Origin of the sequence: Caballeronia zhejiangensis (genome assembly GCF_000698575.1) — a bacterium.
GTDB classification, from domain to species: domain Bacteria; phylum Pseudomonadota; class Gammaproteobacteria; order Burkholderiales; family Burkholderiaceae; genus Caballeronia; species Caballeronia zhejiangensis.
Genome location: NZ_JFHD01000010.1, coordinates 95,498 through 110,318, shown reverse-complemented (window position 1 = coordinate 110,318; position 14,821 = coordinate 95,498). Strand labels below are relative to the sequence as shown.

At 63.0% G+C, this 14,821-nt stretch carries 16 protein-coding genes and 2 riboswitches; of the genes, 8 read left to right on the top strand and 8 right to left on the bottom strand.

Features of this window, described 5'->3' with window-relative positions; genetic code table 11:
• Positions 1-42 precede the first annotated feature (42 nt).
• Genes BG60_RS15445 through cobW form a run of 3 tightly spaced genes read right to left on the bottom strand, consistent with a single transcriptional unit; the run spans position 43 to position 5,914 of the window.
• Positions 43-1,050 carry a magnesium chelatase ATPase subunit I gene (locus BG60_RS15445; protein WP_008353107.1) on the bottom strand — a complete coding sequence of 336 codons (1,008 nt, stop codon included), beginning with the start codon at positions 1,048-1,050 and terminating at the stop codon, positions 43-45.
• On the bottom strand, positions 1,047-4,823 hold the full coding sequence (cobN, locus tag BG60_RS15440) for a cobaltochelatase subunit CobN (protein ID WP_008353106.1): 3,777 nt from the start codon (positions 4,821-4,823) through the stop codon (positions 1,047-1,049). Before cobN ends, BG60_RS15445 begins: the two co-directional genes overlap by 4 nt.
• Positions 4,824-4,828: 5 nt before the next feature.
• Positions 4,829-5,914: a cobalamin biosynthesis protein CobW gene (cobW, locus tag BG60_RS15435; RefSeq protein ID WP_008353105.1), complete on the bottom strand. Its 1,086-nt coding sequence runs from the start codon at positions 5,912-5,914 to the stop codon at positions 4,829-4,831.
• A gap of 121 nt (positions 5,915-6,035) precedes the next feature.
• Positions 6,036-6,293, bottom strand: a riboswitch (cobalamin riboswitch).
• Positions 6,294-6,339: 46 nt separating this feature from the next.
• Between cobW and BG60_RS15425 the strand changes: the two genes are divergently transcribed.
• The 4 genes from BG60_RS15425 (at position 6,340) to BG60_RS15410 (ending at position 9,161) form a co-directional block, all read left to right on the top strand.
• A complete protein-coding gene (locus tag BG60_RS15425; protein ID WP_008353104.1) occupies positions 6,340-6,765 on the top strand; it encodes a cobalamin biosynthesis protein in 426 nt (141 codons plus the stop codon).
• A gap of 249 nt (positions 6,766-7,014) precedes the next feature.
• Positions 7,015-7,617, top strand: coding sequence for a cob(I)yrinic acid a,c-diamide adenosyltransferase (cobO, locus tag BG60_RS15420; protein ID WP_008353100.1), 603 nt, complete (start codon positions 7,015-7,017; stop codon positions 7,615-7,617).
• Between the two features lie 3 nt (positions 7,618-7,620).
• Positions 7,621-8,919, top strand: coding sequence for a cobyrinic acid a,c-diamide synthase CobB (locus BG60_RS15415; protein ID WP_008353098.1), 1,299 nt, complete (start codon positions 7,621-7,623; stop codon positions 8,917-8,919).
• A complete protein-coding gene (locus BG60_RS15410) occupies positions 8,916-9,161 on the top strand; it encodes a DUF1289 domain-containing protein (protein ID WP_008353096.1) in 246 nt (81 codons plus the stop codon). Before BG60_RS15415 ends, BG60_RS15410 begins: the two co-directional genes overlap by 4 nt.
• Before the next feature lie 34 nt (positions 9,162-9,195).
• Here BG60_RS15410 and BG60_RS15405 read toward each other — a convergent pair whose 3' ends face one another.
• Positions 9,196-9,978, bottom strand: coding sequence for a CbtA family protein (locus tag BG60_RS15405; RefSeq protein WP_008353094.1), 783 nt, complete (start codon positions 9,976-9,978; stop codon positions 9,196-9,198).
• 9 nt (positions 9,979-9,987) lie between these two features.
• Entirely contained in the window at positions 9,988-10,221 is a 234-nt protein-coding gene (locus BG60_RS15400) for a CbtB domain-containing protein (RefSeq protein ID WP_034471940.1), read from the bottom strand.
• Positions 10,222-10,250: 29 nt separating this feature from the next.
• Positions 10,251-10,377: riboswitch (cobalamin riboswitch) on the bottom strand.
• 48 nt (positions 10,378-10,425) lie between these two features.
• On the opposite strand from BG60_RS15400, the gene BG60_RS15395 reads away from it, so the two are divergent.
• Genes BG60_RS15395 through hmuQ form a run of 3 tightly spaced genes read left to right on the top strand, consistent with a single transcriptional unit; the run spans position 10,426 to position 11,788 of the window.
• The gene (locus tag BG60_RS15395) at positions 10,426-10,992 is read left to right on the top strand and encodes a histidine phosphatase family protein (protein ID WP_034471938.1); all 567 of its coding nucleotides are present in this window, start codon (positions 10,426-10,428) and stop codon (positions 10,990-10,992) included.
• A 59-nt stretch (positions 10,993-11,051) separates the two neighbouring features.
• Positions 11,052-11,423, top strand: a complete 372-nt coding sequence (locus BG60_RS15390) for a DUF1428 domain-containing protein (protein WP_034471935.1) — start codon at positions 11,052-11,054, stop codon at positions 11,421-11,423.
• Positions 11,424-11,473: 50 nt separating this feature from the next.
• Positions 11,474-11,788, top strand: coding sequence for a heme-degrading protein HmuQ (hmuQ, locus tag BG60_RS15385; protein WP_008353090.1), 315 nt, complete (start codon positions 11,474-11,476; stop codon positions 11,786-11,788).
• Positions 11,789-11,894: 106 nt separating this feature from the next.
• On the opposite strand, the gene BG60_RS15380 is transcribed toward hmuQ, so the two are convergent.
• Together BG60_RS15380 and lhpI are read right to left on the bottom strand one after the other, a co-directional pair.
• Positions 11,895-12,218 (bottom strand): hypothetical protein, encoded by a 324-nt coding sequence (locus BG60_RS15380; RefSeq protein ID WP_008353089.1) that lies wholly within the window; start codon positions 12,216-12,218, stop codon positions 11,895-11,897.
• Positions 12,219-12,347: 129 nt separating this feature from the next.
• Positions 12,348-13,289 (bottom strand): bifunctional Delta(1)-pyrroline-2-carboxylate/Delta(1)-piperideine-2-carboxylate reductase, encoded by a 942-nt coding sequence (gene lhpI, locus BG60_RS15375; RefSeq protein WP_008353087.1) that lies wholly within the window; start codon positions 13,287-13,289, stop codon positions 12,348-12,350.
• Positions 13,290-13,520: 231 nt separating this feature from the next.
• Here lhpI and ppk2 point away from each other — a divergent pair, with 231 nt between their 5' ends.
• Entirely contained in the window at positions 13,521-14,417 is an 897-nt protein-coding gene (ppk2, locus tag BG60_RS15370; protein WP_008353084.1) for a polyphosphate kinase 2, read from the top strand.
• A gap of 20 nt (positions 14,418-14,437) precedes the next feature.
• Here ppk2 and BG60_RS40055 read toward each other — a convergent pair whose 3' ends face one another.
• Positions 14,438-14,821, bottom strand: coding sequence for a hypothetical protein (locus BG60_RS40055; protein ID WP_308196618.1), 384 nt, complete (start codon positions 14,819-14,821; stop codon positions 14,438-14,440).

The following is a 14,821-nucleotide window of genomic DNA, read 5'->3' as shown; positions in this document are numbered from 1 at the left end:
GATGCCTTGTGTCGAAGGCATTCGCGTCGCGCCTTCGATGGTTCAGGCTTTTTTTGCGGCGAGCGGCCTCACTTGCTTGACCTTCGCGGTTCCCGTCGGCTCCGGCGGCATGTAGCCCCAATCCGCTTGGTTCGAGCCTGCATCGGGCGACGTCGACTCGCGGCCTGCCGGTTCGCGTGAAGGCGCTTCCCCTTCTCTTCGCCGATGCTTAAGCACCGCATCGGCGACGCGTTCGACGTGCGTGACGTTCACGCCCGCTGCTTCCTCCAACGCAGCCAGCGCTCGCGCCGCGCGCAGCATGACGATGTCCGCACGCAAGCCGTCGACATGCGCCTCGATGCAAAGCTCGCTCACGCGCGCATGAACCGCATCATCGAAATCGAATGACGACAATGCCGCGCGCGCCGCGTGAATGCGCGATTCCAGCGAAGCCTGCTCGTCGCGATGCCGCGCGCGAAACGCATCAGGATCGGCATCGAATGCAAGACGCGCCTTGACGATACGTTGCCGCACGAGCGCATCGAAGCAATTGTTCATCTCCACGGCAAGACCGAAACGATCGAGCAATTGCGGCCGCAACTCGCCCTCTTCCGGATTCATCGTGCCGATCAGCACGAAGCGCGCGTCGTGCCGATGCGAAATGCCATCGCGCTCGACGATGTTCACGCCGCTCGCCGCAACATCGAGCAACTGATCGACGAGCGGATTCGGCAGGAGATTCACTTCATCGACATACAGCACGCCCCGATGCGCCTTCGCAAGCAGGCCCGGAGAAAACTTCACACCGCCGTCGCGCAATGCGCTTTGGATGTCGAGCGTGCCGATCAACTGTTCCTCGCTCGCGCCGAGCGGCAAGGTCACGAGCTTCCCTTCGGGCAGCAACTCCGCGAGTGCGCGCGTCGCGGTGGATTTCGCCGTGCCGCGCGGCCCGCTCACGAGCACGCCGCCGATCGAAGGATCGACGGCCGCGAGCAAAAGCGCCTGCTGCAAGGGCGCCTGTGCGACGAGCGCCGAAAAAGGAAACACGGCAGATGTGATGGATTCGTTCAAGAATGTCGGCCTTCGATGTGCTGTTCGACATCGAGCAGATGCCGTTCGACCTGCTCGCGATAGCCAGCGGGTTGCTGCCACAGACCGCGTTGCATCGCTTCGAGCAGACGCTCGCAGATCGATTGCAAGGCGTGCGGATTGTGCTGCGCAATGAACTCGCGCGTGTCGGCATCGTTCACATAGGCATCGGTGACCAGCGCGTACTGATGATCCGACACGACGCGCGCGGTGGCGTCGTAGCCGAACAGGTAATCGACGGTCGCCGCGAGTTCGGACGCGCCCTTGTAACCGTGCCGCTTCACGCCATCGATCCACTTCGGATTGACCACGCGTGAACGCACCACGCGCGCAATCTCTTCGTTCAGCGTGCGAACGCGCGGCGCAGCGGGATTGCTGTGATCGGCGTTATACGTCTGCGGCTGCACGCCCGACAGATAGCGCACGGCCGCGACCATGCCGCCCTGGAACTGGTGATAGTCGTTCGAATCGAGCAGATCGTGTTCGCGATTGTCCTGGTTCTGCACGACGACATCGAGCGTCGATAGCCGCGCGCCGAAGCTCGCGCGTGCTTCGACGCCGTCGCCCGATTGCGAATACGCGTAGCCGCCCGCGCTTTGATACGCGGCGGAAAGATCCGCATCGGTCTGCCATTGCTTTGCGTCGATCAGTTCCTGCAGACCCGCGCCGTATGCGCCCGGCTTCGTGCTGAACACGCGCCAGCCCGCTCGACGCCGCGCGTCCTTCGTCTCGATGCCGCGCGCGATCAGCTCGTCGCGCTCACGAAGGATGCGCGCGCGGATCGGGTTGACATCGGCGGGCTCGTCGTCCAATTCGGCGACGGCCTGCACCGCCGCATCGAAGAGATGAATGAGATTCGCGAACGCATCGCGGAAGAAGCCCGATACGCGCAATGTCACGTCGATGCGCGGCCGGTTGAAGATCGAGATCGGCAGAATCTCGAAGTCGGTCACGCGATGACTGCCCGCCGCCCACTTGGGCCGCACGCCGATCAACGCGAACGCCTGCGCGATATCGTCGCCGCCGGTCCGCATCGTCGCCGTGCCCCACACCGACAAGCCGATTGCCCGCGGAAAATCGCCGTGATCCTGCACATGGCGTTCGACCAATGCGTTCGCCGACTTTACGCCGAGCGACCATGCGGCTTGCGTCGGCAATGCGCGCGTATCGACGGAATAGAAGTTGCGGCCGGTGGGCAGCACGTCCGGTCTGCCGCGCGAAGGCGAGCCGCTCGGACCCGGCGGCACGAAACGGCCTTCGAGACCTCGCTTCAGTTGCGTCAGCTCTTGCGGGCCGCACGCATCGAGCCGCGCGAGCACATCGCCACGCAGACGTTCGAGCACGAGCGATGCACGCGGTCCGGGCGCGGCTGCGTCAGCATCGGACAATAGTTGCATCGCTAACGATTCGAGGCGCTCGCGCGTATCGCCTTGATGACGCCACGGCGCTTCACTCACATCGGCAAGTGCTTGCGGACGCGGGCCGGTCCACGGCGCGGCCCAATCCGCATCGAGCGGATCGAAGATATCGGGCAATTGCAGATCCCGTGCGATCGCGACGATCAGGCTCGCGTTCGCGCCCTGGCCGTCGCCGATCGGAAAGCGGCCGAGCGCGAGCAGCGTGTCGCGTCGTTGCACGCCTTGCGGCGAGACACCGAATACATGCAGGCCGTCGCGAATCTGCGCTTCCTTCAGTTCGCAGAGATAGGCATCGGCGCGCGTGAGCAACGCGTCTTCACCCACGGTATCGCGTGGCGCATCCAGCCCGAGTTCCTCGTGCAGCCGGTTCTCGACGATGTTCGCGAGAATCGTCTTGCGCAGCAGCTTGGCGCGGCGCACATCGACCATCAACGCTTCGTAGTATTCGTCGACCTGACGCTCGAGATCCTGCAATGGCCCATAGTTCTCGGCGCGCGTGAGCGGCGGCATAAGATGATCGATGATCACGGCCTGCGCGCGGCGCTTCGCCTGACTGCCTTCGCCCGGATCGTTGACGATGAACGGATAGAGATGCGGCATCGGTCCGAGAATCGCATCCGGCCAGCACGATGACGACAACGCGACGCTCTTTCCCGGCAGCCATTCGAGATTGCCGTGCTTGCCGACATGCACGAGCGCATCCGCCTGAAAGCGCAGACGCAGCCAGAAGTAGAACGCGAGATAGGAATGCGGCGGCACGAGTTCGGCATCGTGATAGCTCGCGTAATCGTTGCGCTGCCGCGAACGCGAGGGCTGAATGCCGATGAACACTTCCCCGCAGCGATAGCCCGCGATCATGAAACGGCCGCGTCTGATCGTCGGGTCGTCTTCGGGTGCGCCCCAGGTTTTTTCGAGCGCGGCGCGCGCATCGGCGGGCAGTGTGCGATACGCGTCGAGATAGTCATCGAGCGAAAGACTCTGCAACGCAGGGCGCATATCGCGGACGACGGGATCGTTGGTCACGCCTTCCGTCAACGCGGCGATGAGCGCATCGCCGTTCGGCGGCATCGTGCCGACGCGATAGCCTTCTCGCGCGAGCATCGACAGAATGTTGATCGCGGATGCAGGCGTATCGAGTCCCACGCCATTGCCGATGCGCCCTTCGCTCGCCGGGTAGTTCGCCAGCACGAGCGCGATGCGCTTCTGCGCGTTCGGCGTATGACGCAGCTTGGTCCACCGCCGGCTCAGTTCGGCGACGAAGCGCACGCGCTCCGCGTCGGCCTGATAGCGCACGACATCCACCTGCGTATGCTTGCAGTGATATGCGAGCCCCTTGAAACTCACGGCGCGCGTGATGATGCGGCCATCGACTTCGGGAAGCGCGACATGCATGGCGACGTCGCGCGAATTCAGGCCGTGATTGTCCTTCTGCCAGTCATCGCGATTGCCGCCGCTCAGGATGACTTGCAGCACGGGCGCATCGCCCGCGACTTCGAACGCTTCGTCCTCGCCGATCACGCTCGCCGCAAAAGCCGTCGTGTTCAATACGAGCGATGCGCGATGCTGCGCGCACAAACGCTCGACCACTTCGCGGCTCACGCTTTCCTTGAGCGACGAAATCGCGATCGGCAACGGATTCATGCCTTCTTTTTCGAGCGCTTCGATGAGCGCATCGAACACGGCCGTATTGCCCGATTGCAAATGCGCGCGGTAAAACAGGATCGCGGCGACGCCCGCGCCTTCGGTCCAGCGCGCCTGCCAGTCGTCGATGACCGCGATATCGCGCTCGGGATGATAGATCGCGACGGCGGGCAGCGGACTCGGCGGCTGCGGCTCGCGCCCGAAGCCGAACGCGCGATGCGCGATCGCGCGTAGAAACTCCTCGGCATTGCGCGCGCCGCCTTCGCGCAGATAGCGCGACAGCTCGCGGCAAAACGCTGCATCGGCCGTGCTCTTGCCGATAAGATTCGGGTCCTCGGTGAGATCGCCCGAAAACATTGCGAGCATCTGCTTGCGCTCTTTCGCGAGCGCGACGAGCCGCTCGATGCCGTACGGCCAGTACGATTCGCCGCCGAGATGATCGACGATCACGACCTTCGCGTGACGCAATACATCGTCGACATAGAAATCGACCGATGCGGGCTGACGCAGAAACGATTGATTCGCGAGCCGCACGTCGGGAAAGCCCGGCTCGAGACGCGGAAACGCGCTCGCGAGCAACGCGAGCGTCGTATCGGCGGAGCTGAGCACGACGATCGGCGCGCTCGTCTGATCGATACGCATGACGCCCTGCGCGTCGTCGACGAAGCCTCCCGGCGTCGTGCGGAGCAGATGCATCGCGGTTACGCCTGCACGGGCGCGCTCGCGAGCGCGGCGTCGAACGCGCGTTGCAGCGTCGCGCGTTCGAGGTCTTCGCCGATCAGCACGAAGCGGCTTTGGGTCTTCGCTTCGCCCGCTTCCCAGCGGCGGTCGAAGTAACTGTCGAAGCGTCGTCCGACGCCTTGCACGACGAGCCGCATCGCCGCGCCCGGCAACGCAGCGAAACCCTTCACGCGATAGATCGTGTGCTGCTCGACGAGCGCATGCAGCGCGGCCAGCGCCTGCTCGCGCGATTCGACGTTGCCATGCACGACGACCGAATCGAACTCGTCATGATGATGATCGGCGTGGCCTGCTTCATCGGGCGAACCGTGATGATCGTGCCGCAAATGAATCGTCTCTTCCGATGCCGATTCGAGACCGAGCAATGTATGCACATCGAGCCTGCCCATCTGCGCGGGCACGATCTTCACTTCGGGCGGAATCTCGGGCCGCACGAGCGCTTCGACCTTTCGCAGCGCTTCATCATCCATGAGATCGGTCTTGTTGACGATGACGAGATCGGCAGACGAAAGCTGGTCCTCGAACAGTTCATGCAGCGGCGATTCGTGATCGAGATTGGGATCGGCCTTGCGTTGCGCATCGACGGCGACGGGATTCGCCGCGAACTGACCGCTCGCGGCAGCGGGTCCATCGACCACGGTCACGACGGCATCGACGGTGAATGCGTTCTTGATCGACGGCCAGTTGAACGCCTGCACGAGCGGCTTCGGCAAAGCGAGACCGGACGTTTCGATCAGCACGTGATCGATGCTCTCGCGCCGCTCGACGAGTTGTTCCATGACCGGATAGAACTCTTCCTGCACGGTGCAGCAGAGACAACCGTTCGCGAGCTCGTACAGATTGCGGTCTTTCGAGCCGGCTTCATCCTCGCAACCGATGCCGCAACCCTTCAAGATCTCCCCGTCGATGCCGAGCTCGCCGAACTCGTTGATGATCACCGCGATGCGCTTGCCTTGCGCATTGGAGAGGATATGCCGCATCAGTGTGGTCTTGCCGCTGCCGAGAAAGCCGGTCACGACCGTGACGGGAATCTTGCGGGTTTGCATCGTCGCTCCGTGGCTTCGGTTGCATGCGCTTCATGTCGCGCGATGCCTGGCAACGCGGCTGGATGAAAGGGAAACGCACGCTTTTATGGATCATGGGCCGCGCCGCATCCCCGCGACAGCAAGCCCCGCTCAAAGTCTGGCCGGTATCCGGGCTGACGACGACGCCGCTTCGCCTTCCCGCGCGTTTCTCACGCGCAGTGGCCTCGAAGCCGGCTTCCCGTACACGCGATGAAAATGCCGTGCGCGGTGAATCGCTTACCGTTGCGGGGGCAGCGCAGGTTGACGTGCGTTCGACGAATCGAAAGGAACGCGCCCTGCTTCCCGTTTAACTGCGCACGAGAGAATCCGCGCGCGAGCACCAAAACTGCGTGAAAGTCTAGGCCCGGCGGGCGCGAGCGTCAAGAAAGGTGGTAAGGTCGGCGCACATGGAATCCGTCATCGCTCACATGAATCAGCCCGCTGTCACGCGTCTTGCCGTGGGGATCGGCTGCAGGCGGGGCGCGAGCGCCGACGCAATCGAGCACGCCGTGCGCGGCGCTTTGGGCACGCTTGCGTTCGGCGACATCGCCATCATCGCGAGCATCGACGCGAAACGGCACGAGGCGGGACTGCTCGCGTTCTGCGAGCGTCATCGTCTGACATTGCGCTTCTACGGCGCCGATGAAATCGCGCAAGCGCCGCGCACGGCGATATCGCATCATGCAATGGCGCATATGAACGTCGATGGCGTATGCGAGCCTTGCGCGCTGCTCGCGGGCAACGCGCGAACGCTCATCGTGCCAAAGACGATCGATTGTGGCGTAACCGTCGCGATCGCAGCGATGCATGCGCCCCGCGCGAACGGAACATGAATACCGGTCTTGCGGTCGTGCGCGGACGCGGCGTTTCGGCGAGCGGCTTCGCCACGACCGGTTTGAACTTGTCGCGGCAAAGCCAGACGAGAACGCCAAGCGCGACGAGTTCCAGATAGAGATAGAGCGCGTCCATTTGCTTGCTCCTCGAGTCGGTGATTACGTTGATTGCATGATGCCTGCCGTCTGTTAGCGCAGAATTAAGCCGCCGCCTGTTGTACGATACGGCCGTCTTTCTCTGGAGCTCCCGTGAAAACCGATACCAAATCGCATCTGCGCATGACCCAGCGCCGCAAGGAAGGCCACGAGAAAAAGCAGGCCGCCGCCGATCACGAGAAAGGCCTTTTGATCGTGAATACCGGCAACGGCAAGGGCAAGACAACGGCCGCGTTCGGCATGGCGGTGCGCGTGCTCGGACACGGCATGAAGCTCGGCGTCGTGCAGTTCATCAAGGGCGCGCTGCATACATCGGAGCGCGATTTCCTCGGCGCAATCGCGCATTGCGATTTCGTCACCATGGGAGATGGCTACACCTGGAACACGCAGAATCGCGAAGCCGACATGGCCACCGCGCGCAAGGGCTGGAACGAAGCGCGCCGCATGATCGAGAGCGGCGAATATCAGATGGTCGTGCTCGACGAACTCAACACCGTGCTCAAGTACGAGTATCTGCCGCTCGATGAAGTGCTCGACGTGCTGAAGGCGCGGCCCGCGATGCTGCATGTCGTCGTGACCGGTCGCCACGCGCCCGATGCGTTGATCGAACTTGCCGATCTCGTCACGGAAATGCGGCTCGTGAAGCATCCGTATCGCGAGCAAGGCGTGAAAGCGCAACGCGGCGTCGAGTTCTGAGCGATGCCCGACTGCCCCGCTCTCTTCATCGGCGCGAGTGCGTCGCATCAAGGCAAGACCACGGTGACGGCGGCGCTTGCGCGTCATCACACGCGCCGAGGACTGAAGGTACGCGTGTTCAAGACCGGCCCGGATTTTCTCGATCCGATGATTCTCGAACGTGCATGCGGCGCGCCCGTTTATTCGCTGCATCTGTCGATGGTCGGGCTCGATGCGTGCCGCGCGTTGCTCGCCAAGGCCGCGCGCGAGGCCGATCTCATTCTCATCGAAGGCGTGATGGGTCTCTTCGACGGCACGCCGAGCAGCGCCGATCTGGCCGCCACGTTCAACGTACCGGTGCTCGCGGTGATCGGCGCGCACGGCATGGCGCAGACGTTCGGCGCCATCGCGTTCGGGCTCGCGCGTTATCGCGAAGATGTGCCCTTTCATGGCGTGCTCGCGAATCGCGTTGCATCGGCGCGTCATGCGCAGATGTTGTCGGAGACTATCCCCGTCGACTTGCGTTATTGCGGCCATCTGTCGAATGCGGACGATATCGCCTTGCCCGAGCGTCATCTCGGTCTCACGCAGCCCGATGAAATCGCGGGCCTCGACGCACGGCTCGACCGCGCCGCCGATGCAATCGCGCAAACGACGCTCGCCGATCTTCCGCCGCCCGTTCATTTCGACGATGCGACGCTGCCCGCGCCGCCGCGTCTGCTCGACGGCGCGCATATCGCCATCGCTCGCGATGCGGCGTTCTCGTTCGTGTATCCGGCGAATGTCGATGTGCTCATCGCCATGGGCGCGCGCATCAGCACGTTTTCTCCGCTCGCCGACGAACCCGCGCCGCACGATGCCGACGCGCTCTATCTTCCCGGCGGCTATCCCGAACTGCATGCCGCGGCGCTCGCTTCGAACGAACGCGCGCGTGCATCGATCGTTGCGCACGTCGAGCGAGCGAAGCCCTTGGTCGCGGAATGCGGCGGCATGCTGTATCTGCTCGACACGCTGACCGACATCGAAGGCACGCGGCATGCGATGCTCGGCATCCTTCCCGGCGACGCGGCGATGCAACGCAAGCTGTCGCGCCTCGCGATGCAGCGCATCGACACGACGCATGGAGCGATGACGGGTCACACATTCCACTACTCGACGCTCGACACGCCGATGCAGCCGGCGCTCAAGGCCGCTCATGCCACGACCGGCACCGAAGGCGAAGCGCTCTATCGGCATGGTTCGGTGTCGGCCACTTACATGCACGCTTACTGGCCGTCGAATCCGGCCGCGGCCGCTGCGCTCTTTCGCGGCGAATCACTATGACAACGACGCAAGACGATCTCGCTTTCACCATCGAACGCGCGAAAGCGCAGGAACCCATCGGCTCGCCATGCACCGATGTCTGCAAGCTCGATCAGGAAACGGGCCTGTGCCTCGGCTGCTTCCGAAGCCGCGAGGAAATCAAGACCTTCAGATCGATGGACGATGCCGCGAAGCTCGATCTGTTCGATGAATTGCTCAAGCGTCGTGCGGCGAAAGAGCAAACGAAAAGCCCGCGTTCCTGACGAAGCGCGAGCTTCATGAGCGACGCCGAACCGCTTACGCCGCAGCCATTCTTCTCACCGCCGGCCGCTCGAGTTCACGCGCTGCGAGCGCACCGAACACGAGACCGAGCGTCGTCCATAACAGCGCCTGCATGCCGATAGCGGCCACGCGGAAATTCCACAGCAGCGAAGCGGAGAAATCCGGGGGCACTTCATCGACGGACGGCAGCGCGACCTGCGCCGCCACGATCACGACGATATACGCAGCCGCCGCGATGAGCGTCGCGTTCCACCCGCCATGCCGCGCCACCATGCGCCGCTGCAAGCGCACGGCGAAGACGGCAGCCGCGATGGAAATCGCCACCATGCCGAAGAAAAGCGCCGTGCGCGGCCCGATGGTCTCGGCATTGCCGACAGCGGGCGGATTGGGCGGGTACTTGAGGAACGGCACGATGGCGACGCTCACGAAGCCGAACAGCGCGAGCAATGCCGACGTGCCGCGCGCGCGCAACGCGCCGAGCCGTCCATAAGCAAACGCGAACACGAGCGAGAAGAGACCGCCGAGCGCGGTGCCGAACACGGCGACGCCGGTCAGAAGGCCGAGGCCCGCTTGCGTATCGCGAGACACGAGCGCTTCGTCGCCGTGATCGTGCGAATGCGCTTGCGTGGCAGCCGCATCGGCATGACCGTGCTCATGTTCGTGTTCATGCTCGTGCTGTTCCTCGAACGCGATGGCGCGTGCCACCGACGGTTCACCGAACGCACGCGCGAAGCCGAAGCCGATCAGGCCCGCGACCAGTCCCGCGATCATGCCGCGTATCAGCAAAGTGCGAATCATGATGCTTCCTCAGTGGCACGGAAAGCCGAGCAAATGCCGGCCGTCATGCACGAATTCGTGGACGTACGTGCCCGAGAAAATCGACGTCGCGCCCTGTTCGGCGCCGACGAAATAGATTGCGATCAGCAGAATGAGGCCGATGAAGACGGCCCACGGCAACACTTCACGCACCGGAATGGGCACGGGTGCATCGAGTGACGGGGAAACCGGAGCGGAAAAGACCGGCGCGTTGGAAGCATTCATGGTGGTTCTCCAGGGAAAAGCGCGTCCCGATTGACGAAGAGCATGCAGCGGGGTCTGACTCGCGGCGCCGCGCTTTCGCGTTGACGTACCGCACACAGTGGCGCGACCGTGCCGGGTTTGCACCGGCTTCCTCGCACTGCAAGCTTGCCATTCTATGATGATCCGCTGCAAAGTAAAACGATTCCGATTCGACCGCCACCTGCCTTGGAACTCATTCTTCTCTGTCACGCCGCCACGCGCGCGATGAAAACCGGGCACTTTCCCACCGGCGACGAACCTCCCGAGCGCGATGCGCGCGCGCAGCTCGCGTCATTGCACGCCTTGCCCGACACGCGCGTGATTGCGAGTCCCGCGCGCGTCGCGCGTGAAACGGCGGCGTGGATCGCGGATACATTCGAGATCGTTCCCGCGTTCGACGACATCGACTATGGCCGCTGGCGCGGGCATTCGATACGCGAAACGGGCGAGCGCGAACCGGAACATGTCGCTGCCTGGCTCGCGGATCCCGATGCGCGTTCGCACGGCGGCGAAAGCGTCGCCATGCTCGCCGCGCGCGTCGCCGAGGGCTTCGCTTCGATCGACCGGCTCGACGCGGGGCGCTGCATCGTCGTCACGCATGCGATCGTCGTGAAAGTGGCGCTCGCGCATGCGCTTCGCCTGCCGCTCGCATCGATCTATGGGATGAACTTCGCGCCGCTCTCGTCCACGGTGCTGGAACGCGCCTCGCCCGCCGATACGTGGACCGCCCTGAACTTCGCTCCATACGAATAGCTCAAAGCAGACAGCGCATCGCGTGCGCGGTGCGCGTTCGACTCAACCAGGAGACTCAGATGGCGCATTACGTGGATGGATTCGTCGTACCCGTACCGATCGACAAGGTCGACGCTTATCGCCGCATGGCCGAAGCCGCCGGCAAGATCTGGCTGGAACACGGCGCACTGGAGTTCGTGGAAACCATCGCCGACGACGTGAAGCCCGGCAAGCTCACATCGTTTCCACAGAGCGTGCAGATGAAGGAAGGCGAGACCGTCGCGTTCTCGTATATCGTCTACGAATCGCGCGAGCAGCGCGATAGCGTCAACGCCAAAGTGATGGAAGACCCGCGCCTCAAAACGATGATGGAATCCGGCGAGACGCCGTTCGATCCTCAACGCATGTTCTTCGGCGGCTTCACGACCATCGTCGAACTCGGGCGCGACTGATCGTTCTTATCCGCTCAATCGAGTCACTACTTCGAAGGAACCGCATCGACATGTATATCGCCATGAACCGCTTCAAGATCGTGCCCGGCGCCGAAGCCGACTTCGAACGTCTGTGGACGAGCCGCGATACGCATCTGAAGGATGTGCCCGGGTTCGTCGAGTTTCATCTGCTCAAAGGACCGGTGAAAGACGATCACGTTCTGTATTCGAGCCATACGATATGGGCGAATCAGGCAGCCTTCGAAGACTGGACGCGTTCGGACGCGTTTCGCGCCGCGCATCGCAATGCCGGCGGTGAGACGCGCCAGCTTTATCTCGGTCATCCGGAATTCGAGGGCTTCGAAGTCATTCAGACCGTCAAATAGAGCGGTCAAGGCGCAACCGAACGTTCGCGCACTTTTCGGCGAGCACGCGCGTTTTACACACGTGTGAAAAAACGCGCTTCGCCGAAGCTGTCTTTTCAGACGTGTTCTAGGCCTTTGCGCCGCGCGCCATGCGCTGCAGCGTCGATGAATCGATCGCCGCCGCGCAGATTCGCACCGCTTCCTTCAGCGTGCGCGGACGCCCCGCACCGAATTGCGATTCCAGCATCGCGACGGCGCGCAGACGCTCGTCATTGCCGAGTTTCTCGCCCGTCGCAAGCTCAAGAACCGAGATGAAATAAGCCGCAGGCGGCGCCGCGCTCGCATGCGGAGTCGTCTGGCGTTCCCCGTCCGCCGCGCCACCCGCGCCCTCACGTCCGTCGTCGCGCGCCGGAATCCACGGGTGCCACTTGCTGTCGTATCGACTTTTCATGGGTTAGTTCGCTGGCTCGATTGCTGTGGCGCACCTTGGCGCCGTTTGTCATGTGACGCTTATGGCGTCTCTGTCATTAAAGAGACTTACAGCAAGTACCGTTCCAAGCTGGCGTTCCCCTTGCACGGCCTAGCGCGCCGCGACGCTTTCCTCCGACAAAACCGCACGCGCGACGCGACATGCCGCAAGATCCCAAGCCGCGCAGCCGACCGATTTGAACATCACCGGTTGCAATGCATCAACGGCTTTGGACGGCGCCGCGAGCGCGAGCGCCAATGCGTGCACATCGTTCCATTCGACGCTCGCGAGAATGAAATCGCCTGCTTCGTGACGCGCGCCCGCAGGGTCGTCGACGTAAAGCGCGCTTGCATGCACGGTCGCGGCGGCGATCTCGGCGGCATCGGCGGTGAATGCGCCCACGCCGATCACGAGGCGGCCCGCGCGCGCGGGCAACGTATAGACCGGCGTCTTGCTCGTGGTCGCGGCGATGACGACATCGATCGAATCGGGAATCGTGGTCTCGTCGAGCGCGGCAAGCTGCTTCGAAAGCGATGCATGCGCCGCACAGAACTCGCGCGCGCGCCCGGGACGCGAGCCTTGCACGACGATGCGCGCATCGGGATAAATAGCGGCGAGCGCCTCGACGTGATACGCAGCCTGCTTGCCCGTACCGATGACGAGCACCTCGCGCGGCGCGGCATCGTGAAGCGCGCGGATCGCGAGCATCGATACCGCCGCCGTGCGCCGGCCCGTCACCGTCGGGCCATCGAGCATGAATTGCGGCACGCCCGTCATGGCATCGTAGGCGGTCACCTGACCGTGGATCGTCGGCAGGCCGAGCGCGCCGTTGCCCGCGCAAACGTTCACGAGCTTGTGCATCGCGAGATCGGCGGCGCTCGCGGGCATCGACAACATCACGCCGCCTTCGATCGGCACCACCATGCGCTCTGGACTCACGATGCGTCCCGCCGCGTAATCGAGCATCGTCGCGGCGAGGGTGTCGACGAGCCGATCATACGGCACGAGGCGCGCGGTTTGAGCTTCGTCGAAACTATGGATCGTTGCGGTCATTGCGTTCGCTCGCTTGATATGGGGAAGATGAAATCGAACTTCAAAATGCCATCGAAGTGCCGGAACATTCTAACGGCGCGCGACGCCGCGTCATAAAGCAGCGAATCGCTCGCTAGAATGAACGAATCAGCCGCTGTCATGTGACTGCCATCGAATGTCGTCACAATCGGCCGTCCCGCGCCGCGACCGTCATCGCGACGGCGGCAGCCCAAGAACGCCACGGAGCCCCTCATGAACACGACGGAAAAGCAGCGCCGTTTCCACGCCGACATCATCGACAGCTACGACGAAGAGTTCGAGATGGAGATCGACGATCGCTTCCTGGACGGCGAATCGACTTTCTCCGATGAAGAGCGTCAGTTACGCAAGACCTATTTTCGCGAGCTGTTTCGCTTGCAAGGCGAACTCGTGAAGCTGCAGGACTGGGTCGTGCACGAGGGGCATCGGCTCGTGGTGCTGTTCGAGGGACGCGATGCGGCGGGCAAAGGCGGCGCGATCAAGCGCATCACGCAACGGCTGAATCCGCGCGTGTGCCGCGTGGCCGCCCTGCCCGCGCCGAACAATCGCGAGCGCACGCAATGGTATTTCCAGCGCTACGTGTCGCATTTGCCGGCGGCGGGCGAGATCGTGCTGTTCGATCGAAGCTGGTATAACCGCGCGGGCGTCGAGCGCGTGATGAACTTCTGCACGGACGAAGAGTATGAGGAATTCTTCCGCTCGGTTCCCGAGTTCGAGAAGATGCTCGTGCGAAGCGGCATTCAGATCGTGAAGTACTGGTTCTCGATCACCGACGACGAACAGGAAGTGCGCTTCCAGGCGCGTATCGAAGATCCTTTGAAGCAGTGGAAACTGAGCCCGATGGACCTGGAGAGCCGCCGCCGATGGGAGGCCTACACGGCGGCCAAGGAAGTGATGCTTCAGCGCACGCACATTCCCGAAGCGCCGTGGTGGGTCGTGCATGCCGTCGACAAGAAACGTGCGCGCCTGAACTGCATTCATCACTTGCTGAGTCAGGTGCCGTATCACGATGTCGAGCATCCGCCGATCGAACTGCCCGACCGCGTGTTCAATCCCGATTATTTGCGCCAGCCCGTGCCGGATGAGATGTACGTTCCCGAAGTGTATTGAGGTCGATAGCGCGGCGCGCGTCAGCAGCAGTTGTTGCAGGGCAGATGCTTCACGCTCGCGCCATTGCGCTGACGCGAAACCGCATGACGCAGCGCGAACTGATATGCGTGCTGCGAACCTCTCAATACCATTACGAACATTACTTGCGCGAGATTGAAGTCGAGCGTGACCATCAGGCGCGTCAACAGTAGCAGTGGCAACACCACCGCCGGCTGATACAGTTGTTTTGCGATCAAGTCTTTCATCATCGGCTCCCTATCCCATGATTGAAATTCTATGGATTCGAGCCGTGCGGATAAACGCCCCGCAGGTGAAGACATATGTTCCGGGAGGCGAACAATCGAGCTGTCATCGATGCGCGCCCCGAGAAAAAATGGCCCTGCGCGATGCAGGGCCATCTTCAT